The sequence below is a fragment of the Pseudomonas sp. Z2-11 genome (assembly GCF_054161305.1).
In genome coordinates this window covers 2638883-2662155 of record NZ_CP096395.1, presented here as the reverse complement: position 1 = coordinate 2662155, position 23273 = coordinate 2638883, and the positions used below count along the sequence as shown (strand labels likewise).

The following is a 23273-nucleotide window of genomic DNA, read 5'->3' as shown; positions in this document are numbered from 1 at the left end:
CCCACCTCAACCAATGACATCCACATACACCGCCCTGTCGACATTGCCCCCGGACAGCACCACCCCGACCTTTTTTCCCTCCATCAACCCACGCTCCTGGATCAACCCTGCCAGTGCCGCAGCGCCAGCACCTTCGGCGAGGTTATGGCTGTCGGTGTAATAGACGCGCATGGCCTCGGCAATCTCCTGGTCACTGACCGCCACGATCCGCGCCGCCGCGGCGCGGTAGATGGCCAAGGCTTCGGGAATCGGCCTGCGCACGGCAAGGCCGTCGGCGAAGGTATTGGCGGAAGCGGTTTCGCAGATTTCTCCGGTTTCAAATGACATTTTTGCAGCCGTTGCCTCGGTAGACACCACGCCTACAACCTGGGTTTGCAAGCCCAGGGCATCGCGCGCGGCAATCACTGCGCAAATCCCCGAGCCACAGCCGATGGGTACGTAGACGGTGTCCAGGTCGGGCACAGCCTTGAACAGCTCAAGGGCATAGGTGGCGACGCCCTTGACCAGCTCGGTATGAAACGGCGGCACGAGAAACAGCCCCTGCGCTTGCGCCAGGCGTGCCGCCTCCTCCCGGGCCTCATCGAAATCGCGGCCGTATTCGATCACTTCGCCGCCGAAGCCGCGCATGGCATTGTTCTTTTCGATCGAGTTACCCTCCGGCACCACAATCAACGCCTTCAGCCCCGAGGCGCTGGCCGACAACGCCAGGCTCTGACCGTGGTTGCCACGGGTGGCGGTGACGATCCCCTTTGCTTGCGGGTGCTCACGCTTGAGCCAATGCATGAAGGTAATGCCGCCACGCACCTTGAAAGCCCCGGTGGGGGTATGGTTTTCGTGCTTGACCCACACCGTGCATCCCAGCCGCTGCGCCAACAAGGGCCAGGCGTACTGGGCGGTGGCGGGCATGACTTGATAGACCTGCCGAGCCGCTTGTTCAATCTCGTCGAGCGTCAGTGTGTACATGAGAATGGCCTCCTGGAATTTCGTCCAGTCTAGCCAGGGGCGCCGAGCCCCGGCTTTCAAAAAACCGACCTGACTTTTCCGGCGCTGCTTCACTACTATGGACACCATGAGCCATCGCAACCGCCCACAGCCGCCGCGCAAGACCGAATCGACCCGTCGCATCGAGGCAGGGCCGTGGGCGATCGAATTGCTCCCCGGCTGCGCCTATGCAGCGCGCTACATCGCGAGCCAGTCGGCGATCGGTTTTGCGTTCGACAGCCAACGCGGCTTGCATGCGATCGGCAGCGACCGGGTGCAGCCCTTCAATGCGCTGCCCAACGGGCTGGCGTTCGTCCCGGCCCAGTGCGACGTGTATTCGCAGTCACCTCATGGCGGCGAATACCTGCGCCTGATACGCACCGATGGTTTCGTGCTTGAGGGCGATCATCCCTTCAACAATCGCATCGATCCTCGGGCCATTGCGCTCGCGCAGCGCATGCGTCGCGCGCTCCTGCACGGTTCGATCGACGACGATTGGGAGGCTTGGGCCCTGGCACTGGCCGAATGCGCGGCAGCGGAAAACTCCAAGTCGGCAAGGCCCCAAGGTTCCCTCACCGACGGCCGGATGCGCTTGCTGGATGAATTCATCGACGCAGGCCTCGATCAGCCATTGGCCGTACCGGCGATGGCGCAGCTGCTGGGGCTGTCCGAGGGCTACTTCATGCGTGCGTTCAAGGCCGCGACCGGCAAGAGCCCCCATGGCTACCTCATCGACCGACGCCTCGCCAGGGCCCGGGCGCTGATACGCGATTCCTCGGCCACACTGCCGCAAATCGCCCTCGCCTGCGGTTTCAGCTCACAAGCGCACATGACAACGACGTTCAAGCAGCGCCTTGGTGTGAGTCCGGCGCAATTGCGTCAAATGACGAAGTGCATTTGACGTCCTTGACTTAATGGTCCAGTTTTCAAGGACAGCATCTCACCGGACGTTGTGCTGGATACGCCCCATTCGTGAATCAGAGGACCGCTGCCGCCTATGATCGATGTACGAAGAATCTGCGCCGTTGAGTCTTGTTGGGTGCCCCTGTGTCGCTGATCCCCCTGGTTGTGTGCGACGACTCCACCATGGCGCGCAAGCAGGTGTTGCGTGCGCTGCCGCAAGATTGGCCGGTTTCAGTCACCGAGGCGGTCAACGGTCGCCAGGCGATGGATGCCATACGCCAGGGCCTTGGCCACGTGGTGCTGCTCGACCTGACCATGCCGGAGATGGATGGTTATCAAGTACTGAGTGCCTTGCGCGCCGAGGGGTTGAAAGCGCAGGTCATTGTGATTTCCGGCGACGTCCAGGACGAAGCGGTACGCCGGGTGCATGAACTGGGCGCGCTGGCGTTCCTGAAAAAACCTTTCGACGAAAACCAGTTGCGCCAGACACTCACCGGGCTGGGTCTACTGACTCAACCCGGCCAGGCTCCGCTGCACAATCGACCGGTACCGAACGCGGCCATCAGTTTCCAGGATGCGTTCCGCGAGACGGTCAACGTTGCCATCGGCCAGGCCGCGGCGCTGATTGCCAAGGTCCTGGGCGTCTTCGTGCAATTGCCGGTGCCGAACGTGAACATCCTTGAAGTCGGGGAACTGCACATGGCGCTGAACGACGTCGGCAGCTCCCAGCAACTGACGGCCATCTGCCAGGGCTTTATCGGCAGCGGCATCGCCGGTGAAGCACTGCTGATATTCCATGACTCGGAGATCGCCGACATCGGGCAACTGATGCAGCGCGAGAGCGCCGACTATTCGGACCTGGAGATGCTGGTAGACCTTTCCAGCATCCTGATCGGTGCTTGCCTGAGCAGCATCGCCGAGCAGATCGACGTGATTTTTTCCCAGGGGCATCCGCAGATCCTGGGTCAGCATGCAGCAATCGAGGAATTGATCCGGGCCAACCGCGTCCACTGGAAAAAGACCCTGGCGGTGGAAATCAGCTATGGCCTGGAAGGCCAGGATATCCGCTTCGACCTGTTGCTGCTGTTCACGGAAGACTCCATCGAGCGGCTAACCCACAAACTCGCCTACCTGATGAACTGAGCCATGAGCGAATCCATCGATCTGAACGAATTCCACTGGTTGCTGGCCATCGTTCAGAGCATCGACGTCGGCGTGGTGGTACTTGACCGCGAATACCGCGTACAGGTCTGGAACACCTTCATGGAAAACCGCTCCGGCGTGCAGCCCAAGGATGCCCAGAACCGCAACTTCTTCAGTCTGTTTCCTGAGATCGATCGCCCCTGGTTCAGCCGCAAGGTCGAGAGCGTCGCGACCCTCGGCACGCCGGCATTCACGGTCTGGGAGCAGCGCCCGTACCTGATGCGGTTCAAGAGCTACCAGCCGATCACCGGCCAGGAAGAGTTCATGTACCAGAACACCACGCTGCTGCCGCTGCGCTCGCCCGACAACCGGATCAATCACATCTGCCTGGTGATCTACGACGTCACTGACGTCGCCACCAACCGCCATCAGATCCAGGCCGCCAACGCACAGTTGCAATTGCTGTCCAGCACCGATCGCCTGACCGGTCTCTACAACCGTGGTCATTGGGAAGCCAGCCTGAAAGCCGCCTACGCCCGCCATCAACGCTACGGCAATGCGCTGAGCCTGGTGATGCTCGACATCGATCACTTCAAGCGGGTCAACGACACCTACGGTCACCAGGCCGGCGACAAGGTCATCGAGCAAGTCGCCCGACTGTTACACGAGCATGTGCGCGAATCCGACGTCGCCGGACGTTACGGCGGCGAAGAGTTCGGCGTGGTGCTATCGGACACCGACTCGGCCGGCGGGCAGATTTTCGCCGAGCGCCTGCGCAAGGCAGTTGAAGAGTCGCTGGTGCAGTACAACGGCCAGGACATAAGTTTCACCGTCAGCCTGGGCGTAGCCGACCTGAGCCAGCCCGCCAACGACCACGCCGAACTGATCGCCAGGGCCGACCAGGCCCTGTACACGTCGAAAAAGACCGGACGCAATCGTGTGACGGTTCACGGCCACTGAGCCACCGCCCCTTCCTCCACAGGAAATCCGTGCCAGCTCGGAATTAATCTTCCCAATCAAATTGTGGGAGCGAGCCTGCTCGCGAAGGCGGCGACACATCCATCACTATTCTGGCTGATGAATTGCTATCGCGAGCAGGCTCGCTCCCACAGGGGAATTGCGGTGGCTTCGGAGTTTACGCTCGCCAACAACTGGTCTGTCCAATCTAGTTTTTATCTGATTGGTCTTGCCAATATTTTTTTCGCCGTGTAGTTTCGAGCCAACATCAGCGGCGCAGCTCACTGCGCGCCTACAACAAGAAAGAGTGTCTCGGTTCCGGCAGCCGTGCGCTCACTCCCCTCCTACCGCGCGCAGCCATCCACCGCCTGCGCGCCAGCCAAGGAGCATCAACATGCTGACTGTCGTCTGTAACGAACCCGGCTCGCTAACCGCCATCGAACATGAAATGCCCGTCAGGAAACCGCGAGAAGTCCTGATTCGAGTCAAGCGTGTCGGCGTCTGCGGCACCGATCTGCATATTTTCAGCGGCAACCAGCCCTTCCTCGAATACCCGCGCGTCATGGGTCATGAGTTCTCCGGAATTGTCGAAGCCAGCGACGCCTCCAGCGACCTGGCTGTCGGTGATGTTGTCTACGTGATGCCCTATCTCTCCTGCGGCACTTGCGTTGCCTGCCGTCAAGGCAAGACCAACTGCTGCACCCGCATCCAGGTTCTGGGCGTCCATTGCGACGGCGCCTTCACTCAATACCTGAGCGTTCCCCAGGAGTTCGTGCACAAGGCCGTCGGGGTTTCCCTGGACCAGGCGGCGATGATCGAATTTCTCTCCATCGGAGCCCACGCCGTACGTCGCTCGAACGTCCAGGCAGACAAACACGCCCTGGTGGTCGGCACCGGCCCGATCGGCATGGCGGCGGCGATCTTTGCGAGCCTGCGCGGGGCGAAAGTCACCGTACTGGATACCCGCCAGGATCGCCTGGCGTTCTGCAAGGAACATCTGGATATCCACGCGGCCGTGCACATCGGCGAAGGCGACAAGCAGGCCTTGGCCGAACTGACCGGGGACGACTTTTTCGACGTGGTATTCGATGCCACCGGCAACGCCCGGGCGATGGAGCGCGGATTCGAATTCATCGCCCACGGTGGCACCTACGTGATGATCTCGGTGGTACGGGACTCGATTACTTTCTCCGATCCTGAATTTCACAAGCGTGAAGCCACGCTGATGGGCAGCCGCAACGCCACCCGGGAAGATTTCCAGTATGTCGAGCAATGTTTGCGCGAGGGCTTGATTCCCGATGCAGCCCTGAACACCCATCGGTTGCTGCTGAGCGACGTGGCCCGCTCCTTCTCCACATTGCTCGACCCCAACCAGGGTGTGGTCAAGGCGATCATCGAGTGCTAGGCAACGGAGGACACCGTATGAACCTGCCTGCTTCCATCTTGCTTGTCCTGGCGTCCGGTGACGATGTTGCCGTAGCCCGGGGCGACATTCCCGAAGGTCAAAGCCTCAGCGCCGATGGCATCACGCTGACCGCCCGACAACCGATTCCATCCGGTCACAAGATCGCCCTGCGCCCGGTGTCGGCCGGCCATCGGGTACTTAAATACGGGCAGACTATCGGCCAGGCAACCCGAGACATAGAGCCCGGCGATCACGTCCACGTGCACAACCTGGACATGTCTGCGACCAATGCCGAACACAGCGTCCGGAACGTCTATGTGCCCACATTGCCGAGCGCTCGCCCCGCTACGTTCGAAGGTTATCTGCGTGACGATGGACGCGTCGGCACGCGCAACTACATTGGCGTGATTTCCAGCGTCAACTGCTCGGCGACCGTCTGCAAGCACATCGCCAAGGCCTTTTCATCCGAGCGGCTGAAAGACTTCCCCAACGTCGACGGCGTCGTCGCAATCACCCATGGCAGTGGCTGTGGCATGGGGGCCAAGGGTGAAGGCATCGACATCCTCAAGCGCACCTTGCGTGGGTATGCCGATCACGCCAATTTCGCCGGGGTGCTGTTGATCGGCCTCGGTTGCGAGGTCAACCAACTCACCCCACTCATGGATGAACTGGGCGATCGCCGCGCTGCACTCAAGGCCAGCCTGATCATTCAGGACGAAGGCGGCACCCGAGAAGCCGTGCAACGGGGTATTGCCGCTATTGAGACGATGCTGCCCATCGTCAACCAATGCCGGCGCACGGCCGTCGCCGCCAGCCACCTGTGCGTGGGTCTGCAATGTGGCGGCTCGGATGGCTACTCAGGCATCACGGCCAACCCGGCGCTCGGCGCGGCCGTGGACCTGCTGGTGCAACAGGGCGGCACCGCGATACTTTCGGAAACCCCGGAGATCTACGGCGCTGAGCACCTGCTGACAGCCCGCGCCGCGTCCGCCGACATCGCGGCGAAACTGATGGAGCGCATCCATTGGTGGGAAACCTATGTGCAACACAACGACGGCGACATGAACAACAACCCGTCACCGGGCAACAAGGCCGGAGGCATCACCACCATTCTGGAAAAATCCCTGGGCGCGGTGGCAAAAGCCGGCTCGACCGGGCTGATGGGGGTCTATCACTACGCTGAAAAAATCGATACCCGGGGCCTGGTGTTCATGGACACGCCCGGCTACGACCCGGTGTCCGCGACCGGCCAGGTGGCGGGCGGCGCCAATCTCATCTGCTTCACCACGGGTCGCGGCTCGACCTACGGCTGCAAGCCCACGCCCTCCTTGAAAATCGCCACCAACACCCGCCTGTTCCAGCACATGGAGCTGGACATGGACTTCAACGCCGGTGGCATTGTCGACGGTGTGGAATCGGTGGCCGAGGCCGGTGAACGGTTGTTCCGGTTGATGCTGCGGGCCGCTTCTGGAAGCCGCACCCGCAGCGAGGAAAACGGCCTGGGCGATAACGAATTCCTGCCCTGGCAGATCGGTGCGGTGATGTGAGTCGTTGCACTCTTTTCCACATCAATGAACACGATCAAGCGGCTATGGTAGCCTTTGCGGACTCTCAGATGGACGCCCACCCATGGTCTCACCGATCAATCCCGCCGAACGCAAGCCGTACCAGAAAATCGCTGATCAACTGCGCAACTACATTGCCGAGGGGGAGTTCAAGACGGGCGCAAGACTTCCCCCCGAGCGAGATTTGACCCAGCTTCTCGGGGTTTCCAGGCCGTCCCTTCGCGAGGCGCTGATCGCCCTGGAAATCGACGGCGACATCGAGATCAAGATGGGCTCCGGCGTGTACGTACGGGCCAGGTCCGGCGATGCAAAAAAACCGAGCATGACCTTGGGCGAGAGTCCCTCGGAACTCATGCAGGCTCGTGCCTTGATCGAGGGCGAGTCGGTGATCCTGGCGTGTCTGCATGGCAAGAAAAGCGACTACCGCTACCTGCAGGAATGCATCGATGCCATGCGCGCGAGCATCGCCAGTGGTCTGCCGCCGTTGGAGGATGACCGCAGATTTCATCAGCGCCTGGCGAAAATGAGCGGCAACTCCGCCCTGGTGCGGATCATCACCGCCCTGTTCGATGAACGTCACAATCCGATTTCGGCGCACCTGAGCAAGCACGCGGAGAACGCACTGACGTGGGAGGCGGCAGTCGTCGAACATGAGGCAATCCTGCACGCCTTGGCCACCAAGGACGTGCTCGGCGCCCAAACCTCGATGCGCCAGCACCTGAGCCGCTCGGAAAACCGCTGGCTGCGGGCGCTCGAACCTGAAGCCCCCGCCGACTAGCCCCACCCGTTCAATCCTCTGAACACAGACCCTGTGGCGAGGGAGCTTGCTCCCGCTGGGGTGCGCAGCGACCCCAAACCGGTTGAACGCGATTGGCCTGATGCACCGAGGTGTCTGTTTCAGGGGCTGCTGCGCAGCCCAGCGGGAGCAAGCTCCCTCGCCACGGGTTCGTGTAGGCAGTTGGGTATGGAATGCACCGACACGCCTGCACTCCTGCCTCGATTGATGCTGGTACCCGCTTTTGTGGCGAGGGAGCTTGCTCCCTCTGGGGTGCGCAGCGCCCCCAACCCGGTTGAACGCGATTTGCCTGATGCACCGAGGTGCCTGGGTTCAGGACTGCTGCGCAGCCCAGCGGGAGCAAGCTCTCTCGCCACGGGTTCGTGTAGGCAGTTGGGTATGGAATGCACCGACACGCCTGCACTCCTGCCTCGTTTCCCTACCGGAATCCCCTCGCCACAAAAGCCCCGGCGTCCTGACGCTTGTCTCGATTGATGCTGGTACCGCTTTTGTGGCGAGGGAGCTTGCTCCCGCTGGGTTGCGCAGCGACCCCAAACCGGTTGAATGCGATTTGCCTGATGCACCGAGGTGCCTGTTTCAGGGGCTGCTGCGCAGCCCAGCGGGAGCAAGCTCCCTCGCCACGGGTGTTGCTCGGGATTTAGTGTGCTGTTTGGTCCAGTTGTCGGCGCACGGCCAGTTCCACGCCACGGATTTCTGCCAGGCCCTTGAGGCGGCCGATCAGGGAGTAGCCGGGATTGCTCTTGCGATGCTGGTCGTCGAGCAACTGATGCCCATGATCTGGACGCAGCGGCAAGCGCGGGCCGCCTTCGCGCTCGCGCCGGCGCTCTTCGGCCACCAAGGCACTGATGACCCCGACCATATCGACGTCCCCAGCCAGGTGATGAGCTTCATGAAAGCTGCGTGGATCGGCTTCCCGACGGGTCGAACGCAGGTGAGTGAAGTAGATGAACGGCGCAAATTGCCTCGCCATCGCCACCAGGTCGTTGTCCTCGCGCACCCCATAGGAGCCGGTACAGAACGTCAGGCCATTGGCCGGGCTTGGCGCGGCGTCCAGCAGCCATTGGGCATCTTCGGCGGTAGAAAGTATGCGCGGTAGCCCGAGCAACGCCCGGGGCGGGTCGTCCGGGTGGATCGCCATGCGCACGCCCACCTCCTCCGCAACCGGAATCACCGCGCGCAAAAAATACCCCAGGTGCTCACGCAACCTGGCCTCGTCGATGTCGGCGTAGGTACGCAGCAACTCGCGGAATTTGTCCAGGCTGTAGTGTTCTTCGGCGCCGGGCAATCCAGCGATCAGGGTATCGACCAAGGCTTCGCGCCCGGCCGGCGACAGTTGTTCGAAATAGGCCTTGGCCTGCTGGATATCCTCGGCGCTGTACTCGTCCTGCGCTCCCGGCCGCTGGAGGATGAACAGGTCGAAGGCGGCGAACGCAGTCTGGTCGAAGCGCAACGCCCAACCGCCATCCGCCAGTTCATACGTCAAGTCGGTACGGGTCCAGTCCAGCACCGGCATGAAGTTGTAGCAGACGATATCGATACCGCAGCTCGCCAGGTTACGCACGCTTTGCTGGTAGTTGGCGATGTACTCGTCACGACGGCCGCAGCCGCGCTTGATGTCTTCGTGCACCGGAATGCTTTCCACCACGGACCAGGTCAAGCCGGCGGCTTCGATCAGCGCCTTGCGCGCCGCGATGGCGTCCACCGGCCAGACCTGGCCATTGGGAATCTCGTGCAACGCGGTGACGATGCCGGTCGCACCGGTCTGGCGAACGTCTGCCAGGGAAATCGGATCTTTGGGGCCAAACCAACGCCATGTCTGTTCCATGTTTTTCTCCTTGTTATCGGTTGGGTGCGGCAAAGGTGTGCAACAGGCTGTCGACGCCATCGCGGGTCAAGGCGGCGTGGGCGCGGTGCACCGCATCACGAAACGCGGCGCGAGACGACAGCGCTGGCGGGAAGACTTCTACAAGGTCGAGAAAAGCATCGACCCGTGATGCGCCGTCGAAGCGTCCCGCAACGTCAGCAAAGGTTGCGCTCAGCGGGTCGTCAACCACATGCGCCGGTCGACCGGGCAACGGCTGCGTGCAGTAATGAATCCAGGCGGCAATTCCCAGCGCGGTGCAGTCGATGCCGCGCCCTTGGTCGAGCAATTGCTCTGCGCCGAGCAACCAGCGCTGCGGCAATTTTTGCGAACCGTCCATGGCAATCTGGCGCAAGCGGTGTTGCAGGCTGTCATTGGCGAAGCGCGCCAGCAGGTCGCGACCGTATACCGACAGGTCGATCCCTGCCGGCATGTCCAGCGTGGGCGCGGCTTCCTCGGTCATGTAGCGCTCGATGAAATGCGCCAGCCTCACATCGCTGACGGCCTCGAAGACTGACTCATGCCCGGCCAGCAGCCCCACATAGGCCAGCAACGAATGGCTGCCGTTGAGCATGCGCAATTTCATGGTTTCGAACGGGCGCACATCGTCGACCATCTGCACGCCTTCGGCTTCCCAGTCCGGTCGGCCAAGGGGAAAGTGGTCCTCGATCACCCACTGGCTGAAGCTTTCACAGACCACGGCGGCGCGGTCGTGGCAGTCCAATTGTTGCGCCAGCCGGACGAAGGACTCCTCGTCCATGGCCGGCACGATGCGGTCGACCATGGAGCTGGGAAATGCCACCTGTTGCTCGATCCACTGCGCCAGCGCCTGATCCTGCAACGCCGCCAATGCGCTTACCGCCTGGCGGGTGCGCTGGCCGTTGTCGGGCATGTTGTCACAGCACAACACGGTAAACGCCGGGACGCCCGCGGCGCGGCGACGACGCAAGGCTTCGAGGACGATGCCGGGCGCTGAACGCGGCGCCTGCGGATGGGCGATGTCATGGGCAATTGTCGGATCCTCACGGCGCAACTGCCCTGAAGAAGGGCTCAGGCAGTAGCCTTTTTCAGTGACGGTGAGCGTGACGATCCGCGTCTGCGGCGCGGCCATGCGTTGCAACAACTGCTCCAGCTCCTGACCGCCCTCGCCCGCATACAAGGCCTCGCGCAACACGCCGATTTCCCGCAGCGTCACCTGCTCGCGGTCACGATACTCCGCCACATGGTAACGACCGTCCTGCTCGCGCAATTGCTCGACCAAAGCGTGATTGGAGCGCAGGTTGGCGCTGCACAAGCCCCAGTCGCTGTCGCCGTGGCGATTGAGATTGCGTTGCAGGTACACCGCCTGATGCGCCCGGTGAAAGGCGCCCAGGCCCAGGTGCACGATGCCGATCTCGCGGGCCTGGCCAGTGGCGGGAACGCGTTGATTGAGCGACATGGCTATCCTCCTTCAGGGATGGTCGAGGGCTGGACGCGGCTGGACGCCTGCATCGGCCTGCGGCGCGACACCTGCCACCGCCAGCGGCTTGACGTAACGCGCCACGCACAGCGCACCGATGATAGTCAGCAGGCCCGCCAGCAGGAACGCGCTGGTGAACGAGCCGGTGAACTGGACGATGAACCCGGTCAGGGTCGGCCCGATGATGCCCGAGGTGTTGGCCAGAAAATGCATGAAGCCACTGACGCCGCCGACACGCGCCGCAGGCACCGTATCCTGGATGATCGCCCAATAGATCGCGCCGGTGAGGTAGAGGAAAAACACCGCCAGCGCCACCAGGATGACGGCCGGATACAGGGTCTTCACCACCCCGGCGACGCCGATGCAACCGGCGCAGGCCAACAGGCAAGTCACCAGCACGACTTTGCGCGAGAACATGATCCGCCCGGTCTTCTTGAACACGAAGTCGGAAATGAACCCACCCAATGCCAGACCCAGGAAGCCCAGCAGCCAGGGGATGACCGTGGCGATGCTCATGTCCTTGACGTTCAGGCCGTGGGCCATGGTGAGATAACTGGGGAACCAGGTCAGGAAGAAGAACAGCGTGTAGTTATAGGAAAAGAACGCCAGGGAGGTGAACAGCACCGTCGGCTGCTTGAGGTAGAACCGCAGCGGGAATACCGGCTGCGACGCCAGCTCGCTCTGCCCCTCCGCCCGCAGGATATCCTCGGCGCCCTCGCCCTCGGGCTTTTCCTTGACAAACTTGTACCAGATTGCCGCCCAGATCAGGCCGACCAGCATGATGATGATGAACGACACCTTCCAGCCGTAGGTGACCGCAATGAAGCCCACCACCGGACCGGAAATCGCCCCGCCCAGCGGCGTGCCGGACATCGAGGCACCGAGAGCTCGTGCCCGGCGCTTGGGGGTGTACCAGTTGTTCACCATCTTGCTGGTGGTGACGCTCAGCGGACCTTCGCCCATGCCGAACAGGATCCGGATGAGCACCAGCGACGCGAAGCCCACCGTCAGCACCGTGAGGCCGCTGAACAACGACCACAGGACCATGGCCAGCAGCAACGTGGTCTTGGCGCCATAACGGTCGGCGGCCCAGCCACCGATGAAGTTGAAGGCGGCATAACCGACGAAAAAGCTGCTGAAGATCATGCCCATCTCACCCGTACTCAGACCGTAGTCTTTCTGGATGAACGGCGCCGCCACAGACAATGCCGACCGGTCGAGGTAATTGATCACCCCGGCCAGGAACAGCATGATGATGATTAAGCTACGTCCTTGACCAAACATGGTGGAACCTCCCGCTTGTTGTGTTTATTCGGTGAGGGTGCCCATGACAGGCACGATGAAACCGGTGATGCAGACGGCTCAGTGAAGGGCGCTCGTCAGCTCCACCAGGATTTTTCGGGTTTGCTCGGGGTGCTTCTCGATCAGGTCGATGGCGCCGGGCATTTCATCGAAGCTGACGCGATGGCTGATCAGGTCCTGGACCTGCAATTTGCCGCTGGCGATCAGTTCGATCACCTGGGGGAACTTGCGGTTGTTGAGCCTGGAACCGACCAGCGTCAATTCCTTCTTGATCATCTCCAACTGCACCAGATCGCTGGGCGTGGCATTGAAGCCGAGCAATCCGATGCGCCCGGCCGGCGAGGCCAGGCGCACCATCTGCGGCATCAGCGCCGGAATGCAGGCAGCATCGACGATCAACGGCACGCCCTCGCCCTGGGTGTGCTCACGCATCAGCGCTTCGACATCGACTTGCTGGCCGTTGAGGGTGCGACTGGCGCCCAGCGCACGCGCTGTCTCCAGGCGGCTGTCGATGACATCGGTCACGGTGATGTCGGTCATTCCCAGCGCCCGGGCCATTTGCACCAGGGTCAGGCCGATCACGCCGGCGCCGTAGATCAACACGCTGTCACCCGGCTGCGGCTGCATCCGATCGAGCACGTTCAGGGCAATGGAATAAGGCTCCACCAGGGCGCCGTGGCTGAGGGACATCGAATCGGGCAAGCGGTGGGCGTTCTCGGCCGGGACGCAGACCTGCTCGCTGAAGCCGCCGTCACGGTGCACGCCGATCACTTGCAGCCGCGTGCAGACGTTCGGCCGCCCGATGCGGCAGGGATAACAGGTGCCGCAACTGATCACCGGATCGATGCACACCCGGTCGCCTGTCTGGAGGTGCTCGACACCTTCACCGACCTGCCGGATCACTCCGGAGAATTCATGGCCGGTGACCCTGGGGAAACGCACGAATGCGTTCTGCCCGTGAATGATGTGCATGTCCGAGCCACAGATGCCGGCATACGCCACATCGACCAGCACCTCGCCACGAGCGACCTCGGGGCGGTCTACCTGGGCCAGGCCGAACTCGAAGGGTGCTCTTACCTGGAACGCTTTCATCGGATGACTCCTGGCGGGACATTCGTCCCGTTTCCTTGAATGGATTGAAACCGTTTCACCAATGCCACAGCGTGCCGTCTTCAAGACGGTTGACCGGCAGGCTGGCGCGTTTGTAGGGGTATTGGCGGGCAAGCTCTTCATCGATATCGACGCCATGCCCTGGCGTTTCGCCCGGGGTGAAATGGCCGTCCTCGAAGCGATACGCATGAGGGAAGACTTCATCGATGCGGTCTTCGTGAGGCATGTGTTCCTGGATGCCGAAGTTCGGCACCCACGTATCGAAATGCAGGGCCGCGCCCATGCACACTGGTGACAGGTCGGTGGCCCCGTGAAAACCGGTACGCACCTGGAACAGCGCGGCGAAATCGGCAATTCGCCGCACGTGGGTAATGCCGCCGGCATGCACCAGCGTCGTGCGGATGTAGTCGATCAATTGTTCCTGGATCAGCTCGCGGCAGTCGTGGATCGAGTTGAACACCTCGCCCACCGCCAGCGGCGTGGTGGTGTGCTGGCGGATCAGGCGGAAGCTCTGCTGGTTTTCCGCCGGCGTGCAGTCTTCCAGCCAGAACAGGTTGTACGGTTCCACCGCCTTGCCCAGGCGCCCGGCCTCGATGGGCGTCAGGCGATGATGCACGTCGTGGAGAATGTGCAGGTCATCGCCAAAACGTTCGCGCACGGCGGCAAACAGCTTGGGTACGTAATTGAGGTATTTGGCGGTGTCCCAGACGTGTTCCGCGGGCAGGTCGCTGTCGGCCGGCTCGTAACGCTCGCCACTGCGTTTGGCGACCCCGTACGTCGTGGCAATACCCGGGACTCCGCATTGCACCCGCACGGCCTTGTAGCCCAGCTCGACGTGACGGGCGACTTCGTCCAGGCAACCTTCGATGTCCTTGCCGGTGGCGTGCCCGTAGACCATCACCCGCTCACGGCTCTTGCCCCCGAGCAATTGGTACAGCGGCATGTTCGCGGCCTTGGCCTTGATGTCCCAGAGCGCCACGTCGACGGCGGCGATGGCCGTCATGGTCACCGGCCCCCGTCGCCAGTAAGCGCCGCGATAGAGGTACTGCCAGATGTCCTCGATGCGATGGGCATCGCGGCCGATCAACGCCGGAAGAACGTGCTCTTCCAGATACGCGACGACGGCCAGTTCGCGGCCATTCAACGTGGCATCGCCGATGCCGTAGATGCCTTCGTCGGTGACAATCTTCAACGTGACCAGGTTGCGCCCCGGGCAGGTAACGATGACACGCGCTTCAACGATTTTCATAAGTCAGACCTGTTCGACAAAAAGAAGTGAGGACGTGCCCATGCTCGGCATGGCCGCCTGCGGAATCAGCGCGCCCCGGTACTGGACGACCTCGGCAGCCAGGCGATGGCCCCAGCGGGCGGCCTGCTGCGGATCACCACCGCGCAGATGGCAGGCCAGGTACGCAGCGTTGAACGAATCACCGGCAGCGGTGGTGTCGATGACCTGCGCGACGGTCTGCGCGGGCACTTCGAAACGCCCCGCGGGACACTGGATCAGGCAACTGGCGGCGCCACGCTTGAGGGCGACTTCGCGGACTCCCGCCTCGGCGTAGGCACCGAACAAGGCATCAGGGTCGTGGTAGCCGAACAGGCTCGCGTCATCTTCCCAAGTCACCAGCGCCAGGTCGCTCAGGTGCAGCAGATCGCGATAGGCCTGCCGAGCCGTTTCAGGGTCGGGCCAAAGGTGGGGACGGTAGTTGTTGTCGAAGACAATGCGCGTGCCCGCCCGGCGAGCCCGATGCAAGGCGTGGATCAGGCGTTCGCGCCCCTCCGGCAGGAGGATCGCCAGGGTAATGCCGCTCAGGTAGACATAGTCGTAATCGGCCAGCGCAGCGAGCATGGCCTCGGCCTCGGCGCCTTCGAACATGCGCCGCGCCGCCGCTTCCCCGCGCCAGTAGAGGAACCGCCGCTCGCCGTGTGGATCGGTCTGGATGAAGTACAACCCCGGCAGCGCATCCTCGATCACCCGGACATGCGCATCGCTAATGCCTTCGTCCAGCCAGGACTGGCGCATGGCCGCGCTGAATGCGTCGTTGCCCACCGCGGTCATATAGTCCACGGCGACGGCGCCACGTGGATTCAACCGGGCCAGGTAGACCGCGGTGTTAAGCGTATCGCCACCGAAGGTCTGCGTGATTGCGGCATCCCGCCCGCCGCGCACCTCGATCATGCACTCACCTATCAGCGCGACCTTCAGCGGTCGGGGGAAGCGGGTGTCCGGGCCATGGTTGAGTGTCAAATCCATCATTACGCGCCTTTCTTGTTTTTAAAACGGCGTTTCATTTTTATCTCAAGGCCCGAGTCTAGTCAGATTTCCGGCCTCGTCAAGCAAAAATGAAACAGCGTTTTGTTCTGCTTGCGTATATCCTTGGGTTTTACTTTCACGTTGGAGCCTTCATGGACAACAGCGTCATTCCCAATAACGATCTGGTGTCGGCGGTTGGCCGGACCATGGCCGTGCTCGAAGCCCTGGCCGAGCATCCGGAAGAAAGCGGCGTGTCGGAAATCGCCACCAAACTGGACATGTCCAAGGCCACGGTTTATCGCTTCCTGCAATCACTCAAGGCTCGCGGGTATGTGGTGCAGGATGCCGAAGACCGTTATCGCCTCAGCGTCCGGCTGTTCGAACTGGGCGCCCAGGCCCTGCCCCATCTGGACATCGTTCGCGAAGCGGAGCCGGGGATGCGCCGGATCAACGAGTTGACCGGCGAGACCGTGCACCTGGGGATCCTTGACGAAGGCAGCATCGTCTACGTGCACAAGATCGACTCCAAATACAACCTGCGCATGTACTCGCGCATCGGCCGGCGGGCGCCGTTGTATTGCACCGGCATCGGCAAGGTGCTGATGGCGTGGCTGGAAGAGGAAGAGCTGCTCGCGCACCTCGCGCAGGAAAGCTTCGAGCGCCGTACGGCCAATACCTTGACCAGTGTCGAGGCGTATCTGCAGGAGTTGGAGATTGTGCGCCAGCAGGGCTATGCCGAGGATCACGAAGAATTCGAAGACAACATGCGCTGCCTGGCGGCACCGATCCGCGACCGATTCGGCCATGTGATCGGCGGGATGAGCGTTTCATTCCCGTGCTTTCGCTTCAGGGAAGAATTGAAGCAGGACTACGTCAAGCAACTGATGCAGGCGACGCAGCAGATTTCAGCTCAGTTGGGTTGGCATGCACGTTGAGCGCTAGATCCGACGACAAACCCGTGGCGAGGGAGCTTGCTCCCGCTGGGTCGCAAAGCGGCCCCTTTTTTTGGGCCTGCTGCGCAGTCCAGCGCGAGCAAGCTCCCTCGCCACAGGATCGTCGTTGCTCTCAAATGAACTGCATTACCTGTGGGAGCGAGCCTGCTCGCGAAGACGTCAACACATCCAACATCACTGCAAGCTGACCCTCCGCTTTCGCGAGCAGGCTCGCTCCCACAGGGATAGTGAGTGTTCAGCCTTGCATTCAGCTTGCTTCTACAGTCTTTAACGCCCAACCGTTATTTCGCGAACAGCTGGCTCATGTCCTTGAACGCCTTGAACTCCAGCGCATTGCCGCAAGGGTCGAACAGGAACATGGTCGCCTGCTCGCCGACCTGGCCCTTGAAGCGGATGTAGGGTTCGATCACGAATTCGGTACCCAACGACTTCAATCGCTCGGCCAGCGCTTCCCATTCAGCCCAACCCAACACGACGCCGAAGTGCGGCACCGGCACATCGTGCCCATCCACGGCATTGCTGTGCGCGTTTTCCTGGGAAGCGGTCTTCGGATGCTCGTGGATCACCAACTGGTGCCCGTAGAAGTTGAAGTCGACCCATTGATCACTGGAACGACCCTCCTCCAGCCCGAACACCTGGCCATAAAAGTTTCGGGCTGCCGCGAGGTCATAAACCGGGATTGCGAGATGGAAGGGTGAAAGGCTCATCAGGACTCCAAATGACAATATTCTTGTTCAAGGGCACGCTCATCAAGGCGTGCCCTATCGTAGGCGCGGCCACTGAACAATAAAATCAATATAAATTTCTCAGAATCACAATTACTCTTGATGAATGATCAAAGAACTCAAGACCCTCATCGCGGTGGCGCGCGAAGGCACCTTTGCCGCCGCCGGGCACAGAATCGGCCTCACCCAGGCGGCGGTCAGCGCGCAGATCCAGCGTCTGGAAGCCGAACTGGGCTTCGAGCTGTTCGACCGCAAGGGACGCTCGGCCCACCTCAACAAGCGGGGCCAGCAGATACTCCTGCAAGCCCAGGAGCTGCTCCGTCTTTACGACAATCTCGGTTCCACCCTGCCCGGGCTTCCCGCCAGCGTCCTGGTGAACATCGGCGCGATCGCCTCCGTCCAGCGCTCCTACCTGCCGGACGCCCTCGCCAGGTTCCACCAGCAGTGTCCGCAATGCCGCACGCGTGTGGTGCCAGGCCTGTCGGTCGAGTTGATCAACCTGGTGGACGCCGGCGAAATCGATCTGGCGGTGATGATCCGCCCGCCGTTCTCGCTGCAAAGCGACCTGCGCTGGACGACCCTGGCGCTTGAGCCCTACCGGTTGATCGTCCCCCGTGGAATGCTCGGCGAGGACTGGTCGACGCTGCTGTCCAGCCAACCTTTCATCCGCTATGACCGGTCGTCCTTCGGTGGCAGGCAGGTCGACCGTTTCCTGCGGCAGATGCACTTCACCTTGCGCGAAGTGTGCGAGCTGGATGAACTGGACGCGATCATCAAACTGGTGGAAAAAGGCGTCGGAGTCGCCCTGGTGCCGCAGACATCGGCTCATCAGCCATGGCCGAAAGGTGTGCGGGCGCTCGACTTGGGTCAGCACACCTTTCACCGCGATATCGGCCTCATCCATCGATCGCGACAGAGCCTTGCCGACCCCGTCGCGACCTTGGCCGAACTGATTCAAGAGCAGGCCGGCGGTGGTGTTGGATAACGCCCTCTGCAGCGGCTACCAGACCGCGATATGCGAATCCGCCCGCGGTTCGGTCCCGCCACACAAGACGCCAGTGACCGGATCGCGCAGGATGATCTGGCCGCGCCCGTAATCGGTCAGGTCGCTGGCGACCTGGACCTCGTGGCCGCGGCGTGCCAGGGCATTGACCAGGTCCCGTGAAGCGCCCTGCTCGATGCCGACCTTCATCTCGCCCAGCCACTGCCAGCGCGGCGCATCCAGGGCCGCTTGCGGGTTCAGGCCGAAATCCACCAGGTTCATGACCATTTGCACATGCCCCTGGGGTTGCATGTAGCCGCCCATTACGCCGAAGGGGCCGAGGGGCTGGCCATCGCGGGTGAGGAATCCGGGAATGATGGTGTGGAAGGTCTTCTTGCCGGGGGCCAGGCAGTTCGCGTGAGTCGGATCGAGGCTGAACTCCTGGCCGCGATTCTGCAGGGCGATTCCGCTGTCGGGCAGCACCACGCCGGAGCCGAAGCCGTGGTAGTTGCTCTGGATGAACGAGACCATATTGCCCTCGCCGTCCGCGGTCGCCAGGTACACCGTGCCGCTGGCGTGGGGATCGCCGGGCTTCGGCGGTTGGGCCTGCTCGCCGATCTGTCCGCGACGGCGGGCGCTGTAGTCATCACTGAGCAAATCGGCCACCGCCACGCGCATGTGCAGGGGGTCGGTGATGTGGTGCAGGCCGTCGCTGTAGGCGAGCTTCATCGCCTCCAACTGGCGATGCCAGGTCTGTTGGCTGTCACGGTGATCGAAGTCGAAGCCTTCAAGTATTTTCAACGCCATCAAGGCCACCAGGCCCTGCCCGCTCGGCGGGATCTCCCAGACGTCCACACCACGGTAATTGACGTGGATGGGGTCGACCCACTGGGCGCGATAATCCCTCAGGTCCGAGGCGCGCAGGTAGCCGCCGCTAGCGCGGGAATGGGCATCCAGGCGCTCGGCCAGTGCGCCGCGATAGAGGCTTTCGCAGCACGTGTCGGCCAGTTCCTGGAGCGTGCGGGCCTGGGCCGGGTTGCGGAAAATCTCCCCGGCCCGTGGCGCGCGACCTTCGATGAGAAAGGTATCGAACCAGGCCTCCAGGACCGGATCGCGATGAGGCGTGAGCTCGCTCACCGCGACCTGCCATTGATGGGCAACCACCGGCGACACTACAAAACCGTCCCGCGCCAGGCTGATCGCCGGCTGTAGCAACTCGGCAAAAGGCAGCTTACCGAAGCGCCGAGACAGCTCGGCCCATGCCGACGGGCAGCCGGGAACGGTGACGGGTGTCCAGCCATACACCGGCATCTGTTCATGGCCAGCCGCCCTGACCGCCTCGATGCTCAAGGCCGCCGGTGCATGGCCGTTGCCGTTGAGCCCATGCAACTGGCCCTTGCACCAGACCAACGCGAAGGCGTCACCGCCGATACCGCAGCCGGTGGGCTCCACCACCGTCAGCGCCGCCGCCGTGGCGATGGCGGCGTCGATGGCGTTGCCGCCTTTTTGCATGATCTCGATGCCTGCCTGGGCTGCCAGGGGCTGGGACGCGGCGACCATGCCGCGACGGGCAAAAACGCTCTGGCGCTGCGACGGATAGGGGTATTCGTGGGCAGAAAATTTCAGCATGGCAAAGGCTCTTCAATACGGGAATTCATGGCCGGGAAAGGTCACAGCACGCGACTGAGAAAGGCCCGGGTGCGCGGGTGGATGGGGTGACAGAAAATCTGCTCCGGCGGCCCTTGCTCGATGAGCTCGCCCTGATCGAGCACCACCACGCGGTCCGCCACTTCGCGGGCAAAGCCCATTTCGTGGGTCACCACGACCATGGTCATGCCCTCCTCGGCCAACTCCTTCATCACCTGCAGGACCTCGCCAACGGTTTCCGGGTCGAGGGCGCTGGTCGGTTCGTCGAACAGCATGGCCTGGGGTTTCATCGCCAGCGCGCGGGCAATCGCCACCCGCTGTTGCTGGCCGCCGGAAAGCATCGACGGGTAGTGATCAGCCTTGTCCGCCAGGCCGACCCGCTCCAGCAAGCCGCGAGCCTGTTCCAGCGCTGCGGCGCGAGGCACGCCGAGCACCTGGATCGGCGCCTCGATGATGTTCTCCAGGGCGGTCATGTGGGGGAACAGATTGAAGCGCTGGAACACCATGCCGATGTCCCTTCGCTGGCGGGCGATGTTGCGCTCCGACTCACGCACCAGGCTGCCGTCGGCCCGCTCGCGGTAACCCATGGCCTGGCCATTGACGCGAATGCGTCCGCCCTGGATATCTTCCAGCAGATTGATGCAACGGATGAAGGTGGTCTTGCCGGAGCCTGACGCGCCGATCAGCACCACCACTTCGCCGCGCCGGACCTGCAGCGAGATGCCCTTGAGAATCTGCAACTCACCAAAGGACTTGTGCACGTCCAGCGCCTCGATGATCAGCTCTTCACTCTTGTGCGCCATGGTCAACGTGCCCTCAACAGGTTCATGGTGCTGCGACCGAACATCCGCAGCGACGCCGGTGGCGGTGACGACGGCCGGTCCGACTGGCCGAAACGGCCCTCCAGCCAGCGCTGGAAAAAGCCCCACAGGGTGGTCAGCAGCAGGAAATAGATCGCCACCACCAGGTACAACTCGAACACCCGGAACGTCGCCGACGTGACCATCTGGGTACTGAGCAGCAGTTCCTGCACGCCGATCACGCTGACCAGCGTGGTGTTCTTGAGCATCACGTTGAACTCGTTGCCCAGCGGCGGAACGATGACCCGGAACGCCTGGGGCAAGACAATGCGGCGCATCAGCTTGGCGAAGGTCATGCCCAGGGAACGTCCGGCCTCGTATTGGCCCTTGTCCACCGCACCGATGCCGGCGCGGATGATCTCGGCCATGTAGGCGCCCTCGTTGAGGCCCAGGGCGATGATCGCCGCCTGGATATTGCCGGGCACCACCAGGCCGAACAGTTCGATATCTTCGAAGCGGAAAATCCCGCCGGCGGCCAGCGCGGTGTAGAGAAAGACGATTTGCACCAGCAACGGCGTACCGCGCATCAGCCACACGTAGAAGCGCACCGGCAGGTGCAGCAACGGGTTCTTCGACAACCGCAGCAGCGCGGCCGCCAGCCCCAGGGCACAGCCGAGCAGCATCGCCAGCACGCTGATCAGGCAGGTCAGCCACAGCCCGGTGAGGTACACCTCACTGGGCTGCAACAGGTACTGCCAGAACACATCCCAATTAAAATTCATGGAGGGTCTACCTCAGTCCAGTGTGTCGCTGGCGACATGCCATTTGCCGAGCAACTGGCTGTAGCTGCCGTCGCTGCGCATGTCAGCGATGATCTGCTGCACGGCGGCGGTCAATTGCGGATCGTCCTTGCGCATACCCAGCCCGGTGAGAATCCGACTGAAGGCCGGCACGCCTTCTTCGAACAGGTCAGGGGCCATGCCAGCGTAGTAACCGGCGGTTTCCACGGTAGTGCCGTAGGCGTCGACCTGGCTGATGCGCAAGGCCTGGAAGGCATCGGTGTCGGTGTTGTAGACCACCAGCTTCATCGGCGACTTGCCGGCCTTGGCCAGGGTTTGGTTCTCGGCGTCGAGCAGGGTCTTGATGGTCGAACCATTGAGTACCGCGACCTTGTGGCCGGAGAGACTCTGCAGCGTCTTCAGGCCCTTGGGATTGCCCTTGGGCACCACCACCGCCTGGCTGGAATACATGTAGTTGACGATGTCGATCACCTCGCGGCGCTCGGGCTTGTCGAACAGCTGGTCGACGATCATGTCGCACTGCCGGGCCAGCAGCGCCGGAAGCAGTCCCGAGAAGGGAATGACCCGCCATTCGACCTTCTTGTCGTCCAGGCGCTTGGCGATTTCCAGCCCCAGGTCCACGGTCAGTCCCTTGGGTTTCTGCGCCGCATCGAAGGACACCAGCGGTGGCGAATCCATGCCCGAGCAATAGACGAGTTTATCGACCTTGAGCAAGCGATCCGGGACAACGGGCGCGGCTAGCGCCCACTGAGCACACAATCCCAAGGATAAAGCGGCGACCAACAGGCGAGGCTTATGCATGACCAGACACTCCAGTTCAGTAAATGACGGCAGTACTCAAAGTCAAAACACGGGGCAGGCTTAAAGCCTGCTCTCGTTATTTTTTCGATTGCAGAAACTCGATCAATTCAGGAACGGTGCCCTCGATGTGCGCACGCACCACCGCCTCGGCCTTCCCCGCATCGCCTGCACGCAGGGCATCGAGGATCAACGTGTGCTCCTGGCGCGCGCTCAGGGGCTTTTCCACGTGCTGCAGCCACAGGCGCATCGGCGCTTCGATCAGCGAATAAAGCGCGCTGATCTGCTTCAACAAGCGCGGGCGACCGCTGAGGCTGCATAGATATTCATGGAACGCGCGATGGCGGCTGACCCACTCGGCGCTCTCTTCGCGGTAATCGTCCATCTCGTCCAGCAGGCGCTCCAGCGCTGCCAATTGACGCTCACCGATCTTTGCTGTCGCGACACGCACTGCCAGGCCTTCCAGTGCGCTGCGCATTTCGAAGACTTCGTGCAGTTCGTCAATGTCCAGGCCACTGACCACCGCGCCGCGATTGGGCCGCAGGGTCACCAGGCCCTGGGCATCCAGACGCCGGAAGGCCTCGCGCACGGGCATGCGGCTCATGCCGATCTCGTTGGCGATGTCCTCGGCGATCAGCCGGTCGCCTTTGCGCAGGCGACCGCCGCAAATGGCTTCGAGCAGAAAGTTGTAGGCTTCTTCCTCGGCAGTGATGGGCGGACGTTCAGCGTAGGTCGGGGCAAACTGCATGGCAGCACCTTCTGCATTTTTGTATCCAATTATCCATGGATTCACAAAAGCAGAATGCGTGCCAACCGCACCGCTGGTTGTGCA

Annotated in this window: 21 protein-coding genes; 8 read left to right on the top strand and 13 right to left on the bottom strand. The window is 62.3% G+C overall.

The genetic code is table 11. From position 1 onward, the window contains the following. Positions 1–6: 6 nt before the first annotated feature. Entirely contained in the window at positions 7–963 is a 957-nt protein-coding gene (locus M1E16_RS12005; protein ID WP_458130026.1) for a threonine dehydratase, read from the bottom strand. Positions 964–1069: 106 nt separating this feature from the next. Here M1E16_RS12005 and M1E16_RS12000 point away from each other — a divergent pair, with 106 nt between their 5' ends. From M1E16_RS12000 to M1E16_RS11975, 6 genes are all read left to right on the top strand, one after another. After that, entirely contained in the window at positions 1070–1882 is an 813-nt protein-coding gene (locus M1E16_RS12000) for a helix-turn-helix transcriptional regulator (RefSeq protein ID WP_458130025.1), read from the top strand. Positions 1883–2067: 185 nt separating this feature from the next. Then, positions 2068–3027, top strand: coding sequence for a response regulator (locus tag M1E16_RS11995; protein WP_458130319.1), 960 nt, complete (start codon positions 2068–2070; stop codon positions 3025–3027). A gap of 3 nt (positions 3028–3030) precedes the next feature. Next, positions 3031–3987: a sensor domain-containing diguanylate cyclase gene (locus tag M1E16_RS11990; protein ID WP_434604593.1), complete on the top strand. Its 957-nt coding sequence runs from the start codon at positions 3031–3033 to the stop codon at positions 3985–3987. A 391-nt stretch (positions 3988–4378) separates the two neighbouring features. After that, positions 4379–5389, top strand: coding sequence for a zinc-binding alcohol dehydrogenase family protein (locus M1E16_RS11985; RefSeq protein WP_458130024.1), 1011 nt, complete (start codon positions 4379–4381; stop codon positions 5387–5389). A 17-nt stretch (positions 5390–5406) separates the two neighbouring features. Then, positions 5407–6936, top strand: coding sequence for a UxaA family hydrolase (locus M1E16_RS11980; RefSeq protein ID WP_458130023.1), 1530 nt, complete (start codon positions 5407–5409; stop codon positions 6934–6936). Positions 6937–7018: 82 nt separating this feature from the next. Next, a complete protein-coding gene (locus M1E16_RS11975; protein ID WP_458130022.1) occupies positions 7019–7732 on the top strand; it encodes a FadR/GntR family transcriptional regulator in 714 nt (237 codons plus the stop codon). A 655-nt stretch (positions 7733–8387) separates the two neighbouring features. Here the strand turns inward: M1E16_RS11975 and uxuA are convergent. The 6 genes from uxuA to M1E16_RS11945 form a co-directional block, all read right to left on the bottom strand. Then, on the bottom strand, positions 8388–9575 hold the full coding sequence (gene uxuA / locus M1E16_RS11970; RefSeq protein WP_458130021.1) for a mannonate dehydratase: 1188 nt from the start codon (positions 9573–9575) through the stop codon (positions 8388–8390). Between the two features lie 13 nt (positions 9576–9588). Next, the gene (locus M1E16_RS11965) at positions 9589–11049 is read right to left on the bottom strand and encodes a mannitol dehydrogenase family protein (RefSeq protein WP_458130020.1); all 1461 of its coding nucleotides are present in this window, start codon (positions 11047–11049) and stop codon (positions 9589–9591) included. 12 nt (positions 11050–11061) lie between these two features. After that, positions 11062–12354, bottom strand: coding sequence for an MFS transporter (locus M1E16_RS11960; protein WP_434568715.1), 1293 nt, complete (start codon positions 12352–12354; stop codon positions 11062–11064). 78 nt (positions 12355–12432) lie between these two features. Further along, complete coding sequence (locus tag M1E16_RS11955; RefSeq protein ID WP_458130019.1) at positions 12433–13464, bottom strand: Zn-dependent oxidoreductase; 1032 nt, start codon at positions 13462–13464, stop codon at positions 12433–12435. Between the two features lie 55 nt (positions 13465–13519). Continuing rightward, a complete protein-coding gene (gene manD / locus M1E16_RS11950) occupies positions 13520–14731 on the bottom strand; it encodes a D-mannonate dehydratase ManD (RefSeq protein WP_305495029.1) in 1212 nt (403 codons plus the stop codon). A gap of 3 nt (positions 14732–14734) precedes the next feature. Next, positions 14735–15736, bottom strand: a complete 1002-nt coding sequence (locus M1E16_RS11945) for a sugar kinase (RefSeq protein WP_458130318.1) — start codon at positions 15734–15736, stop codon at positions 14735–14737. A 152-nt stretch (positions 15737–15888) separates the two neighbouring features. Here M1E16_RS11945 and kdgR point away from each other — a divergent pair, with 152 nt between their 5' ends. Further along, positions 15889–16671 carry a DNA-binding transcriptional regulator KdgR gene (gene kdgR, locus M1E16_RS11940; RefSeq protein ID WP_434568717.1) on the top strand — a complete coding sequence of 261 codons (783 nt, stop codon included), beginning with the start codon at positions 15889–15891 and terminating at the stop codon, positions 16669–16671. 299 nt (positions 16672–16970) lie between these two features. On the opposite strand, the gene M1E16_RS11935 is transcribed toward kdgR, so the two are convergent. After that, a complete protein-coding gene (locus M1E16_RS11935; RefSeq protein ID WP_434697934.1) occupies positions 16971–17396 on the bottom strand; it encodes a VOC family protein in 426 nt (141 codons plus the stop codon). A 124-nt stretch (positions 17397–17520) separates the two neighbouring features. On the opposite strand from M1E16_RS11935, the gene M1E16_RS11930 reads away from it, so the two are divergent. Then, entirely contained in the window at positions 17521–18399 is an 879-nt protein-coding gene (locus tag M1E16_RS11930; RefSeq protein ID WP_458130018.1) for a LysR substrate-binding domain-containing protein, read from the top strand. 15 nt (positions 18400–18414) lie between these two features. On the opposite strand, the gene M1E16_RS11925 is transcribed toward M1E16_RS11930, so the two are convergent. The 5 genes from M1E16_RS11925 to M1E16_RS11905 form a co-directional block, all read right to left on the bottom strand. Next, a complete protein-coding gene (locus M1E16_RS11925) occupies positions 18415–20025 on the bottom strand; it encodes a gamma-glutamyltransferase family protein (protein WP_458130017.1) in 1611 nt (536 codons plus the stop codon). A gap of 41 nt (positions 20026–20066) precedes the next feature. Continuing rightward, on the bottom strand, positions 20067–20846 hold the full coding sequence (locus M1E16_RS11920) for an amino acid ABC transporter ATP-binding protein (RefSeq protein WP_305495035.1): 780 nt from the start codon (positions 20844–20846) through the stop codon (positions 20067–20069). A 2-nt stretch (positions 20847–20848) separates the two neighbouring features. Then, positions 20849–21625 (bottom strand): amino acid ABC transporter permease, encoded by a 777-nt coding sequence (locus M1E16_RS11915; protein ID WP_434697937.1) that lies wholly within the window; start codon positions 21623–21625, stop codon positions 20849–20851. 12 nt (positions 21626–21637) lie between these two features. Beyond that, complete coding sequence (locus tag M1E16_RS11910) at positions 21638–22444, bottom strand: ABC transporter substrate-binding protein (protein WP_458130016.1); 807 nt, start codon at positions 22442–22444, stop codon at positions 21638–21640. A gap of 76 nt (positions 22445–22520) precedes the next feature. Further along, positions 22521–23189 carry a GntR family transcriptional regulator gene (locus M1E16_RS11905; protein WP_434624124.1) on the bottom strand — a complete coding sequence of 223 codons (669 nt, stop codon included), beginning with the start codon at positions 23187–23189 and terminating at the stop codon, positions 22521–22523. Between the last annotated feature and the right edge of the window lie 84 nt (positions 23190–23273).